At 60.1% G+C, this 19,071-nt stretch carries 16 protein-coding genes; 1 reads left to right on the top strand and 15 read right to left on the bottom strand.

Annotated features, from left to right (window positions below; all coding sequences use genetic code 11):
* Positions 1–21: 21 nt before the first annotated feature.
* From NAC44_RS18065 to NAC44_RS18035, 7 genes are all read right to left on the bottom strand, one after another.
* Positions 22–258, bottom strand: coding sequence for a hypothetical protein (locus tag NAC44_RS18065; RefSeq protein WP_250942957.1), 237 nt, complete (start codon positions 256–258; stop codon positions 22–24).
* 218 nt (positions 259–476) lie between these two features.
* The gene (locus NAC44_RS18060; RefSeq protein WP_250942956.1) at positions 477–746 is read right to left on the bottom strand and encodes a hypothetical protein; all 270 of its coding nucleotides are present in this window, start codon (positions 744–746) and stop codon (positions 477–479) included.
* 6 nt (positions 747–752) lie between these two features.
* Positions 753–1,709, bottom strand: a complete 957-nt coding sequence (gene lpxC, locus NAC44_RS18055; protein ID WP_250942955.1) for a UDP-3-O-acyl-N-acetylglucosamine deacetylase — start codon at positions 1,707–1,709, stop codon at positions 753–755.
* 285 nt (positions 1,710–1,994) lie between these two features.
* A complete protein-coding gene (gene ftsZ, locus NAC44_RS18050) occupies positions 1,995–3,752 on the bottom strand; it encodes a cell division protein FtsZ (RefSeq protein WP_250942954.1) in 1,758 nt (585 codons plus the stop codon).
* A 101-nt stretch (positions 3,753–3,853) separates the two neighbouring features.
* On the bottom strand, positions 3,854–5,176 hold the full coding sequence (gene ftsA, locus NAC44_RS18045; protein ID WP_250942953.1) for a cell division protein FtsA: 1,323 nt from the start codon (positions 5,174–5,176) through the stop codon (positions 3,854–3,856).
* Positions 5,173–6,111, bottom strand: coding sequence for a cell division protein FtsQ/DivIB (locus tag NAC44_RS18040; protein WP_250942952.1), 939 nt, complete (start codon positions 6,109–6,111; stop codon positions 5,173–5,175). Before NAC44_RS18040 ends, ftsA begins: the two co-directional genes overlap by 4 nt.
* The gene (locus NAC44_RS18035; protein WP_250942951.1) at positions 6,099–7,025 is read right to left on the bottom strand and encodes a D-alanine--D-alanine ligase; all 927 of its coding nucleotides are present in this window, start codon (positions 7,023–7,025) and stop codon (positions 6,099–6,101) included. The genes NAC44_RS18040 and NAC44_RS18035 overlap by 13 nt, the downstream gene beginning before the upstream one ends.
* Positions 7,026–7,303: 278 nt before the next feature.
* Between NAC44_RS18035 and NAC44_RS18030 the strand changes: the two genes are divergently transcribed.
* On the top strand, positions 7,304–8,608 hold the full coding sequence (locus NAC44_RS18030) for an MFS transporter (protein WP_250942950.1): 1,305 nt from the start codon (positions 7,304–7,306) through the stop codon (positions 8,606–8,608).
* A gap of 183 nt (positions 8,609–8,791) precedes the next feature.
* Here the strand turns inward: NAC44_RS18030 and murB are convergent, their stop codons facing one another.
* The 8 genes from murB to NAC44_RS17990 form a co-directional block, all read right to left on the bottom strand.
* On the bottom strand, positions 8,792–9,766 hold the full coding sequence (gene murB, locus NAC44_RS18025; RefSeq protein WP_250942949.1) for a UDP-N-acetylmuramate dehydrogenase: 975 nt from the start codon (positions 9,764–9,766) through the stop codon (positions 8,792–8,794).
* On the bottom strand, positions 9,763–11,178 hold the full coding sequence (murC, locus tag NAC44_RS18020) for a UDP-N-acetylmuramate--L-alanine ligase (protein WP_250942948.1): 1,416 nt from the start codon (positions 11,176–11,178) through the stop codon (positions 9,763–9,765). Before murC ends, murB begins: the two co-directional genes overlap by 4 nt.
* Positions 11,179–11,350: 172 nt before the next feature.
* Positions 11,351–12,436 carry an undecaprenyldiphospho-muramoylpentapeptide beta-N-acetylglucosaminyltransferase gene (murG, locus tag NAC44_RS18015; RefSeq protein WP_250942947.1) on the bottom strand — a complete coding sequence of 362 codons (1,086 nt, stop codon included), beginning with the start codon at positions 12,434–12,436 and terminating at the stop codon, positions 11,351–11,353.
* Between the two features lie 3 nt (positions 12,437–12,439).
* Entirely contained in the window at positions 12,440–13,594 is a 1,155-nt protein-coding gene (ftsW, locus tag NAC44_RS18010) for a putative lipid II flippase FtsW (protein WP_250942946.1), read from the bottom strand.
* Between the two features lie 15 nt (positions 13,595–13,609).
* Positions 13,610–15,019, bottom strand: coding sequence for a UDP-N-acetylmuramoyl-L-alanine--D-glutamate ligase (murD, locus tag NAC44_RS18005; protein WP_250942945.1), 1,410 nt, complete (start codon positions 15,017–15,019; stop codon positions 13,610–13,612).
* 7 nt (positions 15,020–15,026) lie between these two features.
* Positions 15,027–16,127 carry a phospho-N-acetylmuramoyl-pentapeptide-transferase gene (mraY, locus tag NAC44_RS18000; RefSeq protein WP_250942944.1) on the bottom strand — a complete coding sequence of 367 codons (1,101 nt, stop codon included), beginning with the start codon at positions 16,125–16,127 and terminating at the stop codon, positions 15,027–15,029.
* A gap of 57 nt (positions 16,128–16,184) precedes the next feature.
* Positions 16,185–17,618, bottom strand: coding sequence for a UDP-N-acetylmuramoylalanyl-D-glutamyl-2,6-diaminopimelate--D-alanyl-D-alanine ligase (locus NAC44_RS17995; RefSeq protein WP_250942943.1), 1,434 nt, complete (start codon positions 17,616–17,618; stop codon positions 16,185–16,187).
* Positions 17,615–19,069, bottom strand: a complete 1,455-nt coding sequence (locus tag NAC44_RS17990; protein ID WP_250942942.1) for a UDP-N-acetylmuramoyl-L-alanyl-D-glutamate--2,6-diaminopimelate ligase — start codon at positions 19,067–19,069, stop codon at positions 17,615–17,617. The genes NAC44_RS17995 and NAC44_RS17990 overlap by 4 nt, the downstream gene beginning before the upstream one ends.
* Positions 19,070–19,071: the final 2 nt, after the last annotated feature.

The following is a 19,071-nucleotide window of genomic DNA, read 5'->3' as shown; positions in this document are numbered from 1 at the left end:
CACCACACCTGCCCTAAAGAATCAGCCCCGAAAGAATGGCGCCAAAACAGAATCAATCCGTCGCTCTTGAAAAAAGGCACAGCGACCGGAGCAATTGCTCTCATCGGCAATCTGGACACCGGAGCCCCCCACGGCCAGCACCACCCCTTTCCGCAGGGTTTCAGGATTGCGATAGGCGCTGGAATACATCGGCTTGATGCCGGTTGATGAGAGGTCATGCGCCAGCACCACCGGCTTTTGAAAGAGACCGGCTGCCACCACGACCCTCCCAACCTCAAGGTGCGCCTGTGAGGTCTTTTCATGAAACAGCCGACAACCGGAAACACCTGACACCGACAACACAACGACGCCGCAGAGTATAGGCGCATGGATCATTCCGGCAGAAGATTCGAAATAGGTCGCAACATCCGCCCTGCCGACGAAACACTGCGAATCTCCAGGAAAAGCAGGGCCGGACCATTGGTCACCAGACTGTCTCATCTTTGTGTGCACCAGCTTTCAGCGATCCGCGCCCGCTCCAGCACCAGATGATCGATCTTCACTCTAGAAAGATGTTCACGTATGGCGATCCCGGCCTGAACGACACCCATCACCAGCGCATTGACGGTTTCCCGCGCCATAGACAACACTGAAAAGAAAAAACGACTGAAACGATGTGTTACGACCGTTGAACAGCAGGCCATCAATCGAACAAAGAAAAGGCAAAATAAAATAAAAACGGCGCCTTGGAGCGCCGTTTTAAACATATGTCCTCATGCCGACCAGGGCGCGAAGCCTGGCACATTGACGGCGACGAATTCCCGTGCCCGGGCCTGCGCCTTGCGCGCGCCGGGGGCTTCCACCACTTCATAGGCCATCGGGTCCGAGAGCAGCGCCTTCAGCGCCATGGCATTGACCTTGTGACCACCGCGATAGGACCGGTAGCTGCCGATGAACTGCGCCCCGGCCAGCGCCAGATCGCCCACGGCATCCAGCGTCTTGTGGCGCACGAACTCATCCACATAGCGCAGGCCTTCGACATTCACCACCGTATCATTATCGGAAATGACCACCGAATTTTCCAGCGAGGAGCCCAGCGCCAGACCGGCAGCCCAGAGCCGCTCGACATCGCGCATGAAGCCGAAGGTGCGGGCGCGCGACAATTCCGTCTTGAAGGTTTCCGGCGTCAGATCGCCTTCCCAGGACTGTCGACCGATCAGCGGGCAGTCGAAATCGATTTCCACAGCAAAGCGGGTGCCGTCATAGGGCCTGAACTCGGCCCAGGAAGCGCCATGCTCGATCCGAACCGGCTTCAGCACACGGATATAGCGACGCTTCACGCCAAGATTGACGATGCCGGCCTGTTCGATCGCATCAATATAAACGGCGGACGAACCATCCATGACAGGGGTTTCAGGACCGTCGACCTCAACAGTCAGATTATCGAGACCAAGCGAATAGATCGCCGCCATCACATGCTCGACGGTTGCCACCCAGTGAGCGGGCGAGAAGCCGAGAACGGTGCTGAGATCGGTATTGCCAACCTGCGAAGACACCGCCTTCAGTTCCGTGACGGTTCCATCCTTATGCTGGCGCTGGAAAACAATGCCGCTATCGGCTTCGGACGGCAGGAAGCTCATCGTCACCGGCTGGCCGGAATGAACGCCGATCCCCTTCAGGGTCACAGGTTGAGCAATTGTCGTCTGGAAGCTCAACAAGCCGATTGCCATGGTCGCGTCGTCCTTTCCCTTACAGACCGGTCCCGAGGGCCGGAGCGGCGCGTCTTTCAGACTCAACTGTCTTGTCGCGCAAGCCGCACATATCATTTGTTGTAAGGGATATACGGTTTGAACGCCGACAATCCAAATCAATGTTTCTTTCCGATTGTTACGAAGCCATACACTTGAAAAAATTCAAGAAAACTGTGGACAGCACCGCATTTATTACAATCGTTTTGAACAGATTCCCCGGACCTTGCGGCCCGGGGAATGGTTAACGCGATAGACTGAAACCGATCAGTTCGATTGGCGGCGCAGGAAGGCCGGAATTTCGAGCTGGTCGTCATCATGAGCCATGCTGCGCGCCTGCGGCACCTGACGGCCCTGATCGTCGAGATTGCCCCGGCGCGGCGCATAAAGGCTTGCCTCCGGCGACATCGGACGACGCTGAGCAGACGGTGCGGCCGGAGCCTGAGCGGTCATGTCGGCGGGCTGGTCTTCCTGGCGACCGAGTGAGGAGGTCAGGCGACGCAGAAGCCCCATCGGTCCACGCTCATCGGCGGCCTGCTGGGCAGCAGCAGGCTGTGTGCGATGTTCCATCTCGGCCTTGACCACCGGCGGGAAGTCTTCGACGCGCGGCATCCGGGTCTGTTCAGGCTGACGCAGAACCGGCGTGACCGGTTCCTGACGCGGTGCAACGCGCGGCGCAGGCTGTTCAGCCGATGGCATGGAGGAAAACAGCTTGCTCTGCGGACGGAAATCTTCCGTTGCAACCGGAGCCGGTGCTGCAGCAGGCTGGGCCGATGCGGCAGCCTGCTGAGCCATGGCGGCGTGGCGGGCAACGGCGATTTCCAGTTCGCGTTCCATTTCGGCTTCAGCGTTGCGGATCTGCTCAGCAACCGGATCGATCACAGGGCGCGGCGCAACCGGAGCGGCAGCCGGTGCAGGCTGCGGCTGGGCAACAGCGGCGGCAGGCTGCGGCTGAGGTGCAGAAACCGGAGCGGCAGCCGGCGCGACGGCAGCAGACGGACGCACGAGCGGCTTCGACATCGTACGCATCTCTGCACCACGGGCTTCCAGCGCATGGGCAGCGCGGTCGATGCCGGTGGCGACGACCGACACGCGGATCAGGCCTTCCAGCGCTTCGTCGAAGGTTGCGCCGAGGATGATGTTGGCGTCCGGATCGACTTCCTCGCGGATACGGGTTGCGGCTTCGTCCACTTCAAAGAGCGTCAGGTCACGACCGCCGGTGATGGAGATCAACAGGCCCTGCGCACCCTTCATCGAGGTTTCGTCGAGCAGCGGGTTGGCAATCGCAGCTTCTGCGGCCTGCATGGCGCGGCCCGGACCCGAAGCCTCGCCGGTACCCATCATCGCACGACCCATTTCACGCATGACAGAGCGGACGTCGGCGAAGTCGAGATTGATCAGACCTTCCTTGACCATCAGGTCGGTGATGCAGGCAACACCCGAATAGAGCACCTGGTCGGCCATGGCGAAAGCGTCGGCGAAGGTGGTCTTGTCATTGGCGATCCGGAACAGGTTCTGGTTCGGAATGACGATCAGCGTATCCACCGACTTCTGCAACTGCTCGATGCCAGCTTCGGCCAGACGCATGCGGCGACCGCCTTCGAAATGGAAAGGCTTGGTGACGACGCCGACAGTCAGAATGCCCTTGTTGCGGGCTGCCTGGGCCACGACCGGTGCCGCGCCCGTGCCGGTGCCGCCGCCCATGCCGGCGGTGACAAAGCACATATGTGTGCCGTTCAGATGATCGACGATCTCGTCGATGCATTCCTCGGCGGCGGCGCGTCCGACTTCCGGCTGCGAGCCTGCGCCCAGACCCTCGGTGATATTGGCTCCGAGCTGGATGATGCGGTCAGCCTTGGCCATGGTCAGCGCCTGGGCATCCGTGTTGGCGACGACGAATTCGACACCCTGGAGGCCTGCGGTGATCATGTTGTTGACGGCATTGCCGCCACCGCCGCCAACGCCGAAAACGGTGATGCGCGGCTTCAGCTCGGTGATGTCTGGCTTGCTCAGATTGATGGTCATTTACCTGTTCCTTCTTTCCCCGGCCGCATCGCCAAGCCGGCCATGTTCTGTTGCGTTCGCGGCACTGACGAATCCTTCAGTGATCGCCCGGTGCCCGTTCGTCAAAAACTCTCTTTCAACCATTGTCCCATGCGCATCATGCGGCTGTTTCCGGAGCCGAAGGAAAACAGTTTCCCCTGGCTCACGGCGATCTCCTGATCGGCGACCTGCGGATAAATCATCAATCCGGCAGCCGTAGAGAAGGCAGGCCCCTTGGCCGCAACAGGCAGGCCGGAAACCCCCATGGGGCGTCCGATCCTGACATTTCGGGCCAGCATCCGCCGCGCCACTTCCGGCAACCCGGTCAGCTGGCTGGCACCGCCGGTCAGCACCACGCGCTTGCCAACCACAGGGCTGAAGCCAGACGCACGGATACGGTCCCGAATCATCTCCAGAGTCTCTTCAATACGCGCTTGAATGATTCGCGTCAGCAGGGAACGTGGCACTTGCGTCGGCAAATCGCGATCATCCTCGCCAATCGGCGGAATTGCCACAACGTCACGCTCATCCGACCCGTCGGAAAAGGCCGATCCATGCACCACTTTCAGCCGTTCGGCATCTTCGATGCGGGTGGACAGGCCGCGCGCAAGGTCGGTGGTCACATGATGACCGCCGATGCCGATGGCATCGGTATGAATAAGCTTGCCCTCAGCGAAAACCGAAATCGTCGTCGTGCCGCCGCCCATGTCGATAGCTGCGCAGCCCAGCTCGACCTCATCATCCACCAGAGCGGCCAGACCGCTGGCGTAAGGAGTGGCAACCAGCGCCTCCACCGTCAGATGCGCGCGATTGATGCACATTTCCAGATTTTTCAGCGCAGGGCGCTCTGCCGTCACCACATGCATGTCGACGCTCAACTGATCGCCATACATGCCGAGCGGATCGCGAATGCCGCGCTCTCCATCCAGTGCATAACCGGTGGCCAGCGAATGCAACAGCACCCTTTCGCTGCGCTGGGACTGCTGGCCGGCGGCCGCAATCACCCGGCGCAGATCACCGCCCTGCACTTCCTGTCCGCCGAGATCGATCGACCCGGTATAGACATCGGAATTGATCCGGCCAGCCGAAACATTGACGATCAGGCTGTCGACAGTCAGCCCCGCCATGCGCTCGGCGGCATCAACCGCCAGACGCACCACGCTCTCCACCGCCTCGACATCGGTGATCACGCCGGATTTGATGCCGCGCGAACGCTGATGGCCGATGCCAATGATCTCGACATTATGGGTGCGGCCCGGAAGCACGTCCGTTTCGCGACGCGGCGTCAGCCGTCCGATCATGCAGACGATCTTGGTCGAGCCGATATCGAGTACGGAGACGACATGGCTGCGTTTATGCGACAGGGGCCTCATACGCGGCAGACCGGCGGAACCGAAGACGCTCATATCACATCCTCCTTCACCGCCTTGGCGAGAGCCTTGGTGCGGGCAGCGACCGCTTTTTGCCGGCGCGCCAGCGCCTCCGGCGTCAACTGTATCGCCATACGGTCCGGCAGGCGCAGATCGACAGCGGCAATATCGCGCTCCAGCAATTGCTGATCGCTCTCCATCCGCTTCAGACGCGCCAGCGCCGTTTCAACATTGTCTTCCGGCAGTTTCACCACCACACCATTCTTGAGATAGACATCCCAGCGACGACTACCGACCCGTACGAACGCCTTGATCCGGTCCTTGAATTCAGGCCAGGGGGCGAAATCCTTCTCGATATCCTGCGCCGCCGTTTCCGCATCGCGACCGACAAACAGCGGCAGCGTGGCAAACTTGCTGTCACGCAGAGGCGCAATCACCGTTCCATCGGCTTCGATCAGCGACAGTTCATCGCCATGCTGCCAGATGCCATAGGCCTGACGCTCCTTGATCATCACATTGATCGTGTGCGGATAAACCTTGCGAACTTCAACCTTCTCCACCCAGGGCAGAGCCTCGATCTTCTTTTGCGCCGCATCGACATTCAGCGAGACAAGAGACGTGACACCATCAAGGTTCAGCGCCTGCAGCACATCGATCTCGGAGGTATGCACATTGCCGGAGAGCTTGACATTGTCGAGCGCGAAACCGGCCGTGGTCGTGACATATTCCTTGACATTCGGCCAATAGCCGCCCCACGCGATCGCATGACCACCAACAAAGGCGCAATAGGCCAGGAAAGACAGCTTGCCGATATGACGCGGCAGCTCCACCTTGCCGGTGCAAAGCGCAACGGCAAACCGCAGCAGGCGGCGACCGGAGCGCGGCAGCACCAGGGCGCCATCCTCGAGACGGCTCACGCCGCCCGAAACCGGACGCAGAACTCTCGATTTTCTGGCGCTCAACGCGTGCACGAGGCTTCCTCCACCATAAAGCTGACAAGCTCACCGAAGGAAATTCCTGCGTGAGCGGCCATTTCCGGCACCAGCGATGTCGGCGTCATGCCCGGTTGCGTATTGATCTCCAGCCAGATCAGCTCACCATCCTCGGAAATGCGGTCGTCGAAACGAAAATCGGAGCGACTCACCCCTCGGCACCCCATCGCTTCATGGGCCCTGACCGCCAAGTCTTGTATTTTTTGGTAAATATTTGGTGAAATCTGTGCCGGAATAATATGCTCGGACCCGCCTGCAGCATATTTTGAATCGTAATCGTAGAAACTCCCGGCCTTGGCGATGATTTCAGTGACGCCAAGCGCCTTGCCGTTCATCACGCCGCAGGTCAACTCGCGCCCGGCAACGTATTTTTCCACCATGACAGTATCGCCATAGCGCCAGTCGGCCGAACCGATGATCTGCGGCGGATGCGACTGCCCTTCGCGCACGATGACGATGCCGAAGCTCGACCCCTCCCGCAGCGGCTTGACCACATAAGGCGGCTCGATCGGATGTCGATTGCCGATCTCGAAACGGGACATGGCGAAACCGGCAGCAACCGGAATGCCAGCAGCGGCAGCAACAATCTTCGCCTGCGCCTTATCCATGGCGAGAGCAGAAGCCAGAACGCCGGAATGGGTATAGGGAATTTCCAGATATTCGAGAATACCCTGAACCGTGCCATCCTCACCAAAAGGGCCATGCAGCGCATTGAAGGCGACATCCGGGCGAAGCTCAGCCAGAACGCCGGCAAGATTGCGCGACACATCCACCCGCGTCACCCGATAGCCAGCCTCTTCCAGCGCCGCCGCACAGGCGTTTCCCGAAGACAGGCTGACAGGCCTCTCCGAAGAAAATCCACCCAGCAGAACGGCAACATGCTTTTTCGCCATTTACGCACCCACAGACACCAAACAGACAGATCAGCTTGCCCTTGCCTTGCGGCACGATTCGCGCGGACTGCCTAACATGGAGTGATAAAAGAGCATTAAGGTTAATGAACCGTTTACTTTGGTTAACCTCCGCCAGAATTTTCGCCCCCATCGTGCATCAGCCAACCCTCACCGTTATAAAATTGCGTTAAGAGGGCTTTAACAATCCCGGTTATTGCTTTAGAGGACATCGCTAATTTTCCACGGAAAAGACACATTCCTCAAAATTGGGTCCTGTGATGACAAATGCGATGCCTGATGTATCGCCGTCCCTTGGCCCGTCAGCGCCTGCCGCAGTCAATTCGCCGGCACGTGTTCTGACGGCCAGCCTGGTCGGCACCACCATCGAATTCTTCGATTTCTATGTTTACGCCACAGCCGCCGTGCTGATCTTCCCGGCACTGTTTTTCCCCAACAGTGACCCGATGACGGCGCTTCTGGCCTCCTTTGCCACCTTTTCCATCGCCTTTTTCGCCCGTCCGATGGGCGCTGTGGTGTTCGGCCATTTCGGCGACCGCGTCGGTCGCAAGGTTACGCTGGTGGCAGCCCTTTTGACCATGGGCATTTCCACCGTCGTGATCGGCCTTCTGCCGAGCTACAGCCAGATTGGTGTCATGGCGCCGCTGCTGTTGGCGCTGTGCCGTTTCGGTCAGGGTTTCGGTCTTGGCGGCGAATGGGGCGGTGCGGTGCTGCTGGCCACGGAAAATGCGCCGGAGGGCAAGCGCAACTGGTATGCCATGTTCCCACAGCTTGGCGCGCCGGTTGGTCTTTTCCTGTCGTCGGGCCTGTTCTGGCTGCTGCTGCAATTCATGTCCAAGGATGCGCTGATCTCCTGGGGCTGGCGCGTGCCGTTCCTTGCCTCCAGCATTCTGATCGTCATCGGCTTGTGGGTGCGGTTTTCCATTTCGGAAACGCCTGCCTTCAAAAAGGCGCTGGAAGCACAGGAGCGGGTCGCCGTGCCGGTGGCGGAAATTTTCAGCCGCTACAAGCGCAGCCTGTTTCTCGGCACCTTCGTGGCGCTCGTCACCTTCGTGCTGTTCTACATCAGTACGGCCTGGCTTCTGTCCTATAACGTCAAGGTGCTGAAAATGCCGTTCCTCGACGCTCTGGAAATCCAGATCGTCAGCGCTGTCGTCTTCGGCATCTTCATTCCGATCACCGGCAAGATCGGTGACCGGGTCGGTCGCCGCTTATCGCTGATCATCATCACCGCAGCGATTGCGCTTTTCTCCTTCCTGCTGCCGCATCTGCTGTCTGGCGGCGAGATAGGGGTTGCCATCTTCGCGTCGGGCGCGATGGCGCTGATGGGCATGACCTATGCGCTGATCGGGGCTGCCCTTGCCGCACCTTTCCCGACCAATGTGCGCTATACCGGCGCCTCGCTGACCTTCAACTTCGCCGGCATCGTCGGGGCCTCGCTTGCGCCCTATATCGCCACATGGCTGCAAACCAATTACGGCATTGCTTACGTCGGATTTTATCTTGGCCTTGCCGCCGTGATCACGCTGGTCTGCATTCTGGCGTCTGGCAAAGAAGAAGTTTGATCTTGCTGCGCCCGGCTTTTCGGGCGCAGAATTCACACGGCTCAACCAGATTTGAACAACAAAAAACGCCGCCAAGTGATTCCACTGGCGGCGTTTTTACTGCATCATTCCTTCAATCGGGTGAGATTGACAGCGCCGTGCGTTTTATAAAACGCACGGCGCTGTCATCGATAAAGAAGCGCGTTATTCTCCGGTCACACCCATGAAGGGCTGGACCTCGCGGCCGGGCATGAACAGGCCAAGACGCTTGATTTCCCATTCCAGCTTGACGCCGGACTTTTCAAACACGAGCTGGCGCACGGTTTCGCCGAGATATTCGAGATCATAGGCGGTGGCGTGCCCTGCATTGATCATGAAATTGCAATGCAGCGACGACATCTGTGCCCCGCCAATCATCAAACCACGGCCACCGGCCTCATCAATCAGTTCCCAGGCGGAATGGCCCTGCGGGTTCTTGAAGGTTGAGCCGCCGGTCTTTTCCTTGACCGGCTGCACCGTTTCACGATGCTGGCGCACGGCATCCATTTCGCTGCGGATCTTCGCCTTTTCATCGGCATAGCCCTCGAAGAGGCCGCTGATGAAAATCAACCCTTCCGGTGCGGAGGAATGACGATAGCTGTATCCCATATCCGCTTTCGACAGGATATGGACATTGCCCTGCCGGTCAACCGCTTCGACCTCGACGAGCCGAGCCGCCGTTTCACCGCCATTGGCACCGGCATTCATGCGGATTGCGCCGCCGATCGAGCCCGGAATGCCGTAATAAAAGGCAAAACCGCCGATATTATTGTCCATCGCCATGGCGGCGATATGCTTGTCCGGGCAGATGGCGCCAGCGCGAATCCGGTTTTCGCCTTCGAGATCGAGACCGCCAAAACCCTTGGCGGACAGGCGGATCACCGCACCCGGAATGCCGCCATCACGCACCAGCAGGTTCGAGCCGACACCAACGACGGTCAGCGGTACATCCTCCGGCAAAAGCTTGAGGAAGGCAACAAGATCGTCCTTGTCATGCGGCTGAAACATCACCTCGGCCAGACCGCCCGCCTGAAACCAGGTGACCCTGTCCATCGGCGCATTCGGCGTCAACCGGCCCCGCAATGCATCCACGCCCGCGCCAAGACGCGCAACCAGCTTTTCCCCGTCCACCTGTTTCATCGATCACTTCCTGAAAGTGCTTGCAATTCTCTGGGCAGGGAGGCTGCCCATTGTGTTATGTTTCCAGCCCCCAAGAGGACCACAAAGTCACCCGGTTGTGCAATGCCTGAGACAAGACCAGGCAAAAGATCGGGCGAGGCGAGATAACGGGCATCGCGGTGACCGCTGGATTTGATCCGCGATACCAGTGCCTCCGAGTCATAGCCATCAACCGGGTCTTCCCCCGCCGCATAGACCGGGGCAATCAGAATACTGTCGGCATCGTTGAAGCAATTGGCGAAATCATCGAACAGGCTGGACAGCCGCGAATAGCGGTGCGGCTGGTGCACGGCGATGATGCGCCCGGCGCAGGCCTCGCGCGCCGCCTTCAGCACCGCCTTGATTTCCACCGGATGATGGCCGTAATCGTCGAACACCTGCACGCCGTTCCAGCTTCCGGTCAGGGTGAACCGCCGTTTGACACCGCTGAACGACGAAAGCCCCTTGCGGATCGCCTCTTCGGAAATGCCAAGCCGGTTGGCAACGGCAATGGCGGCGCAGGCATTGGAGATATTGTGACGGCCCGGCATGGGCAGCGTCAGATCCTTGAAATTGAACACGCGCCCGGTGCGGCGGCGGCGGATTTCCACATCGAAAACCGACTGCGTACCGTTCAGGCGCACATTGGAGAAGCGCACATCGGCCTGCGGGTTTTCACCATAGGTCACGACTTTACGGTCTTCGATGCGACCGACCAGTGCCTGCACCTCAGGGTGATCGATGCACATGACGCCAAAGCCGTAAAAGGGAACATTTTCGACAAACTGCCGGAAGGCGAGACGCACGGCATCGAAACTGCCGTAATGATCGAGATGTTCGGGATCGATATTGGTAACGATCGCCACGTCGGCAGGCAGTTTCAGGAAGGTACCGTCCGATTCGTCGGCCTCGACCACCATCCACTCACCCTCGCCCATGCGGGCATTGGTGCCATAGGCATTGATGATACCGCCATTGATCACCGTCGGATCGAGCGAGCCTGCCTCAAGCAGCGCCGCCACCATGGAGGTGGTGGTCGTCTTGCCATGGGTGCCGCCGATGGCAATCGCATTGCGGAAGCGCATCAGTTCGGCCAGCATTTCGGCGCGGCGCACCACCGGCAGCAGTTTTTCGCGCGCCGCCACCAGTTCCGGATTGTTCTTCTTGATGGCGGTGGACACCACCACCACTTCTGCATCGCCCAGATTGTCGGGTGTGTGGCCGACAAAGACCTCGATGCCCTTGGCGCGCAGACGCTGCACATTGGCGCTGTCTGCCTGATCCGAGCCCTGCACCTTATAGCCGAGATTGTGCAGAACCTCGGCAATGCCGCTCATGCCGATGCCGCCGATCCCGATGAAATGGACCAGGCCAATGGTTTGCGGCATTTTCATTTCGTCATTCCCTTCACAAACCCGCCACCGGGGCAGCCTATCCGCCATAATCAAGCGATAAAACAAGCCCCGACACAACAATTCCTTGTAAAAACATCCGGCCTCACCTTGTCAACCGGATAGCTGCCCGCCACGACACCGCCAGCAGATCGGACGAAGCAGAACATTTGTCTTATCTGGAAATAGCCTCAACCTTGTCGGCAAGCAAGCGGGCGGCATCCGGATGACCCGCCTTCTTTGCCGCATTGGCCATGGCGGCCAACTTGTCCGGCGCACTCATCCAGGCTTTCAGCTTGGCGCTCAAAGCCTCCGGCGTCAGCGCCGCCTGATTGATCACCACGCCACCACCTTCCGCCGACATGGCCTCGGCATTGGCGGCCTGATCATGGTCGAGCGCGAAAGGATAGGGAACCAGAATGGCGGGACGTCCGATCACCGAAAGCTCGGAGACGGTCGATGCGCCCGACCGGCTGATCACCATCTGCGCCGCACCGATACGCTCGGCCATGTCGGAAAAGAAGGGCGAAACATCGGCAGAAATCTTGAGCTTGCCGTAACAGGCCTTGACCTGATCAAGATCTTCGGGCCGGGCCTGCTGGGTCACGGTCAGCCTTGCCCGCAGATCATCGTCCAAAAGGCAGATGGCACTCGGCACCACGCTGGAAAAATGTTTCGCGCCCTGACTGCCACCAAACACCACAAGCCGGAAAGGATCGCCCGCAGCGGAAGCCGTATACCCCGCCTCAGCCGCTTGCAGCACGGCAGGCCGAACCGGATTGCCGGTCACTGTAATCTTGTCGGCAAACGGCCCCTCCTTCTTGAGAAAACCGCCGGCAATCGCCTTGACCCTTGAGGCAAGCAGCTTGTTCGCCCGGCCCATGACTGCATTCTGCTCATGGATCATGGTGGCAAGGCCCATATGGCACGCCGCAATCAGCGGCGGCAGGGTGGGATAGCCACCAAAGCCGACAACGGCTTTCGGCTTAAGACTGGCAAGCAGCGCCTTGGCCTTGCGATAGCCGCGCCAGAGTGTCAACAGAGACCGCAGAACGGCCAGGGGATTTTTCGAGCCGATTGTGGCTGACGGCACGACATGCACCTGATCGGCCGGGAACTGGCCGGCATAGCGCTCCGCCCGGCTGTCAGTGATCAGATGCACACTGTAGCCGCGTGCTTTCAGCTCATGCGCCAGCGCTTCGGCCGGGAAAAGATGGCCGCCGGTGCCCCCGGCGGCAAGGCAGATGATCCCCTTGGTCATGCTCTACTCCGCCGGTACGCCCTGGGCCGACCGGAACAGCCGCCGCTCCTGCGAGCGCTGTTCGGGCCTGTGCCGGGTCAGGGCCAGAATGAAACCTGCCGTAATGCATATCGCCACCATGGACGAACCGCCATAGGAAATCAGCGGCAGGGTCATGCCCTTGGCGGGCAGCAATTGCAGATTAACGCCGATATTGATCATCGACTGCACCCCGATCTGCAACACCAGACCGGCAACGGCAAAGCGGTTGAAATCGTCTTTTTCACGATAAGCATGACGCAGACCACGGATCACCAGAACCGCAAAAATCGCCACCAGCGCCATGCAGAAGATGATGCCGAATTCCTCAGCCGCCACCGAAAAGATGAAGTCGGTATGGGCGTCGGGAATGACCCGCTTGATGATGCCCTCGCCCGGCCCGACACCGAACCAGTTGCCACGGATGATGGCTTCGCGCGCCGTATCCACCTGGAACGTATCACCCTGCCCCGTCAGGAAGCGGTCGATACGGCCCGCCACGTGCGGCATGGTGTAATAAGCGAGATAGGAGCCGACACCGCCGCCGACGACCAGAAGAATGATCCACAGCCACGGCACACCGGCCATGAAGAACATCGCTCCCCAGACCACCGATGTCAGAATGGTCTGGCCGAAATCCGGCTGCACCATCAACAGTGCCACCACCACCATATAGAGCAGGATGGCGAAGAAATTGCCCGGAATATCGGGGTGACGCACATGTTCGGCAAAGAGCCAGGCGCAGACGACAACAAAGGCCGGCTTCATGAATTCCGACGGCTGGATCGACAGGCTGCCGAAATTGATCCAGCGATGCGCCCCCTTGACCTCCGGTCCGAAAAACAGCGCCAGGATCATCAGGCCAATCGAGCCTAAAAGCACCACCAGCGCCGTGCGACGCACCTGCCGGGGCGTGAGAAAGGACAGACCGATCATGGTGGCGATGGATGGAATGGTAAACAGCGCCTGACGCTTGACGAAGTGAAAACTGTCAAGCCCGATGCGCTCGGCCACCGCCGGAGAGGCGGCAAAAGACAGCATGAAGCCGATCCCCATCAACACGATGAAGGTGATCAGAAAGAAGCGGTCGATGGTCCAGAACCAGTCGGCCAGAGCACCACGTTCCGCGCGGCTTACCATATCGCCAATCCTTGTTTACGTCTCAACCAGCATGTCGACTGTACCGAGCCCGGCGACAAGTGCGACGAAGCGGTCGCCACGGGCCTCAAAATTCTTGTATTGATCGAAGCTTGCGCAAGCCGGAGACAGCATCACCGCAACCTCCCTGCCATCAGAATCGGCGCTCGCATCCGCATTTGCATGAGCAACTGCCTGATCCAGCGTACCGGAAATTTCAAAAGGCACGGCAGCGCCCAGCGTTGCGGCAAAGGCGGATGCCGCTTCACCGATGAGATAGGCCTTGGCGATGCGCGGAAAAAGCGGCGCAAGCGCGGTGATCCCGCCCTCTTTCGGCAGGCCACCGGCAATCCAGTAAATCCGCTCATAGCTGGACAGCGCAGGCGCTGCCGCCTCCGCATTGGTCGCCTTGCTGTCATTGACGAAGACCACATGGCCGCGCCGTCCAACCGGCTGCATCCGATGTTTGAGTCCGGGAAAGCTGGAAAGTCCCGCCTTCACCTCATCTTCGCTCAGCCCCACGGCAAGGCAGGCCGCAATCGCCGCCGCCGCATTCTGGGCATTGTGGCTGCCGCGCAGCGTGGCAATGCCGTTAAGATCGGCGATGAGACGCGCCTCCCCACCCTCGGCCCGAAAGATCTGATGGTTCTGATTGTAAAAACCGTCAGCAAGCGGCTGACGTTTCGACAGGCGCAGCATGGTACGGTCCCTATCCGCCACACGCTCAAGCCGTTCGGCAATGCGTTCGCAGAAGGCATCATCGACGCCAACAATGGCAATCCGGCTACCGGCGACCAGCCGTTCCTTGATTCCGGCATAATGCTCCATCGTGCCGTGACGATCGAGATGATCAGGCGTCAGATTGAGCAATATGCCGACACTGGGATCAAGCGTCGGCGCAAGATCGATTTGAAAGGAGGAGCACTCGACCACATAAAAGCGGTTTTCCGCCACCGGATCGAGTGTCAGCACCGCCGTGCCGATATTGCCGCCAAGCTGCACATCACGTCCGCTCGCCTTGAGGATATGGGCAATCAGCGCGGTTGTCGTGGATTTGCCATTGGTGCCAGTGATGGCGATAAAGGGAGCAGAGGGTGCCTGCGCGCGTCTTTCCCGCACGAAAAGCTCGACATCGCCGATGATCTCGACACCGGCAGCATGGGCAAGATCGACGCACCAATGCGGCTTTGGGTGGGTGAGTGGCACACCGGGCGCCAGCACCAGCGCGGCAAGACGCGACCAGTCGAGCTTGCGCAGGTCTTCAGCCGTCAGGCCTTGTGCACGGGCTTTTTCGACACTGTCGGGATTGTCGTCCCAGACCACCACATCGGCTCCACCGGCGACGAGCGCCTTGGCTGTGGCAAAGCCCGAACCGCCCAGCCCGAAGAGCGCAACCCGACGATGTTTGAAAGTGGTGACCGGGATCATGGCCGCCTCACCGCAGTTTCAGGGTGGAAAGGCCCAGCATTGCAAGGCCGATGGCAATGATCCAGAAGCGGATCACCACCTGGCTTTCCGTCCAGCCCTTTTTTTCAAAATGGTGATGGATCGGTGCCATCAGGAAAACGCGCCTGCCGGTGCGCTTGAACCAGAAGACCTGAATGATCACCGAAAGCGTTTCCATGACGAAAAGACCGCCAATGATCGCCATGACGATTTCATGCTTGGTGGCAACCGCCACCGTACCGATCAGCCCGCCCAGCGCCAGCGAGCCGGTATCGCCCATGAAAATCGCCGCAGGTGGCGCATTGAACCACAAAAAGCCAAGACCCGCACCGATGACCGCGCCGAGAATGACGGCAAGCTCACCCGTGCCGGGCACGAAATTGATCTGCAGATAACCGGAAAACACCGCATTGCCCGCCAGATAGGCGATCAGGCCGAAAGCGGCGGAGGCCACCATGACCGGGCCGATGGCAAGCCCGTCCAGACCGTCCGTCAGGTTGACCGCATTGCCAGCGCTGACAATGACGAAGGCGCCGAAAGGCACAAAGAAATAGCCCAGATTGAGCAACATGTCCTTGAAGAAGGGAAACGCAAGCGAGGTGGCGAGATGTGGTCCCTGCGGCGCAGAAACCTTGGCCGCCTCCATCATGAAGAAGACAGCAATCCCGGCGATCAGAAATTCGATGCCAAGCCGCGCCCGACCGGAAAAGCCCTTGTCGGATTGTTTCGTCACTTTGAGATAGTCATCGTAAAAGCCGATGGCACCAAAGCCCAGTGTCACCAGCAGGGTGGCGACGACATAGGTGTTGGACAGATCGGCCCAGAGCAGTGAGGAGCCGACAATGCCCGCCAGAATCATCAATCCGCCCATGGTCGGCGTACCGGCCTTTTTGAAATGGGTCTGCGGCCCATCCGCCCGGATCGGCTGACCTTTCCCCTGACGCACTCTGAGAGAGGAAATGATCGCCGGACCAAACAGGAAGACGATGAGCGCCGCCGTAAACATGGCCGCCCCCGTCCGGAAAGTGATGTACCGGAACAGGTTGAAAAACTGTACGTGGTTTGCAAGCTCGACAAGCCAGATGAGCATAAACGCACTTTCCAAAAAAACCGGCCCGGCAGCAAGGTCGGACCGCAAAAGATCAGGTTACGGGCGGGGGGTGTCGTCCAATGACGGATACTTGTCAAGCAGGGCCGCGACGATCTTGCCGAAACCGAGCCCGAGAGACGATTTTACCATCAGCACATCGCCCGCCATAACACTGTTGACCGCGAAATCGACAAGGGCAGCCGTGTCTGGAAACCAGACACTGCTGACGGTTTCGGGCAATTGCGCCTTGAGCGCCGCCATCTCCGGACCGGCCAGCCAGACGTGATCGATCCCCGCAGCCATCAGCGGACCGGCCAGATCGCCATGCAGTTCCTGCGCCATCTCGCCCAGTTCCAGCATGTCGCCCAAAACAGCGATGCGCCGCCCCTCGCCATCCGGCCGGGCGGAGGCGAGAACGGCAATGGCCGCACGCATCGAGGCGGGATTGGCATTGTAGCTTTCGTCGATCAGAGTGAATGTGCCGCCACCGGTCAGGCGGCGACGATGGCGCTCACCGCGCCCCTTGACCGGCTGCAGATAGGCCAGCGCCTCGATGGCAGCGTCGAGATCGCCGCCAAGAAGATGCACAGCACCCAGCGCCGCCACGGCATTTTCGGCAATGTGACGCCCGGGGGCAGGCAAGGTCACCTCATGGGTCACGCCCTCGATCACCGCCCACATGGTCGAGCTTTCCGACGCCCCGTCGAACTCCGCCAGCCGGTATTCGGCACGCGGATGCTGGCCAAAGGAATGCACCTCACGCACCCCGGCATCAAGTGCTGCCCGATCCAGATATTCAAAATAGGGATTGTCACGATTGATCAGCGCCTTGCCTTCCGGCACGACACCGGTGAAAATTTCGGCCTTGGCAGCGGCGATCTCGTCGACGCTGTTGAAATTGCCGAGATGGGCCGGCGCAATCGTGGTGATCATCGCCAGATGCGGCCTGACCATGGCCACCAGCGGCGTAATTTCACCACCATGGTTCATGCCGATTTCGAAGACGCCGAAGGCAGCGCTTTCCGGCATGCGGGCGAGTGTCAGCGGCACACCCCAATGATTGTTGAAGGAAGCGACCGCCGCATGGACCTCGCCTGAGGGCGCGAGCACCTGACGGAGCATTTCCTTGGTCGTGGTCTTGCCGACCGAGCCGGTCACGGCAACGATGCGCGCGCGAGAACGCGAACGCGCAGCAACGGCGAGGCGCCCAAGGGCGGCAAGCACGTCATCCACCACGATCATCGGCACGGTCAAGCGTCCAAGGGCCGGCAGCTTTGCCTCATTGACCACCATCAGCGCCGCGCCATTGGCCACGGCGATGCTGGCAAAATCATGCCCGTCCACCCGGTCGCCCTTAATAGCGAAGAAGGCTTCGCCGGGCCGGATCGTGCGGCTGTCAATGGAAATGCCGGTGATCCCGGCGGGAAGTGTCCCCAAAGGCCGTCCGCCCATGGCGGCGACCATGTCGTCACTGGTCCAGAGAAAGGTCAAGGGTGGAATTCCTCCATGGCTTTCCGGATTTCGATGTGGTCGGAAAAGGGCAGAACCACCGTGCCGATCTTCTGCCCTTCTTCATGGCCCTTGCCCGCCACGATCAGCGTATCGCCGGTGGCAAGCATGGCGACGGCGGCGCGGATCGCCTGGGCACGGTCGCCGATTTCAATGCCTTTCGGGCATCCGGCCATGACTTCGGCCCGGATGTCGGCGGCAACTTCCGAGCGCGGATTATCATCGGTGACAATCGCGATATCAGCGAGGCGATCGGCAATCTCGCCCATGATCGGCCGCTTGCCCCGGTCGCGGTCGCCACCGCAACCGAACACGGTGATGATCCGGCCGGAGGTGAAGGGACGAACCGCCGTCAGCACCTTTTCCAGCGCATCGGGCTTGTGGGCATAATCGACATAAGCCAGCGCGCCGGTCTTCGTCTGCGCCACAAGTTCCAGCCGCCCGGCGGCCCCTTTCAGCCTTTCCAGCGCCTTCAGCGCCACCGGAGCGGCAACGCCGGTCGCCATCACCAGCCCTGCGGCAACCAGTGCATTGGCGATCTGGAAATCCCCGGCCAGTGGCAGATCGACCTCATAGATCGACCCTTGATGATGAATTTCAGCCATCTGATGGTGACGGAAATGCTCGACCCGTTTCAGCGTCAGAAAATCGCCGGCACGGCCCACGGTCAGCACGTCATGGCCTGCGGCACGGGCTACGCGGATTGCCTCGCCGGACCATTCGTCATCGGCATAGATCACGGCAGGCGCACCTTTCGGCAAAAGCGTGTCGAAGAGACGCATCTTGGCGGCCATGTAATGTTCGACCGTCGGGTGATAATCCATATGGTCGCGGCCAAGATTGGTGAAGGCCGCCGCTTTCAGCCGAACGCCGTCGAGGCGGCTCTGGTCGAGACCATGGCTGGAGGCTTCCATGGCGGCGTGGGTCACGCCTTCTGCGGCAAGTTCTGCCAGGAGAGCATGCAGCGCCACAGGATCGGGCGTGGTCAGCAGACCCTCGCCCTGGCGTTTGGGCGAAATCACACCGGTCGTGCCGATCTGAGCGCTGACAAACCCTGCCTCGGCCCAGATCTGACGGACAAAGGAGGCGACCGAGGTCTTGCCCGCCGTGCCGGTAACGGCAACCATTGTCTCGGGCTGGGCTCCGTAAAAACGGGCAGCCATCATCGACAGCACATGGCGGGGATTATCCACCACCAGAACCGGAACATCCGTCTCAAGCATCTGGCCCGCCACAACGGCTGAAGCGCCACGCGCCACGGCATCGGCAACGAAAGACGCACCGTCAGCTTTTACCCCGGACAGTGCGAAAAACAGCATTCCGGGTCCGGCCTTGCGGCTGTCAGCCGTCAGGCCTGAAATCACCAAATCGCCCAAAGCGGCGGGCTTATCAGCCAGTTCAACAAGACCATTGGCGAGATCGCGCAATTTCATCG

The sequence above is a fragment of the Allorhizobium sonneratiae genome (genome assembly GCF_023700755.1).
GTDB lineage: Bacteria > Pseudomonadota > Alphaproteobacteria > Rhizobiales > Rhizobiaceae > Allorhizobium > Allorhizobium sonneratiae.
Note: the sequence above shows the minus strand (reverse complement) of the source record. Positions and strands in the feature narration are given on the sequence as shown.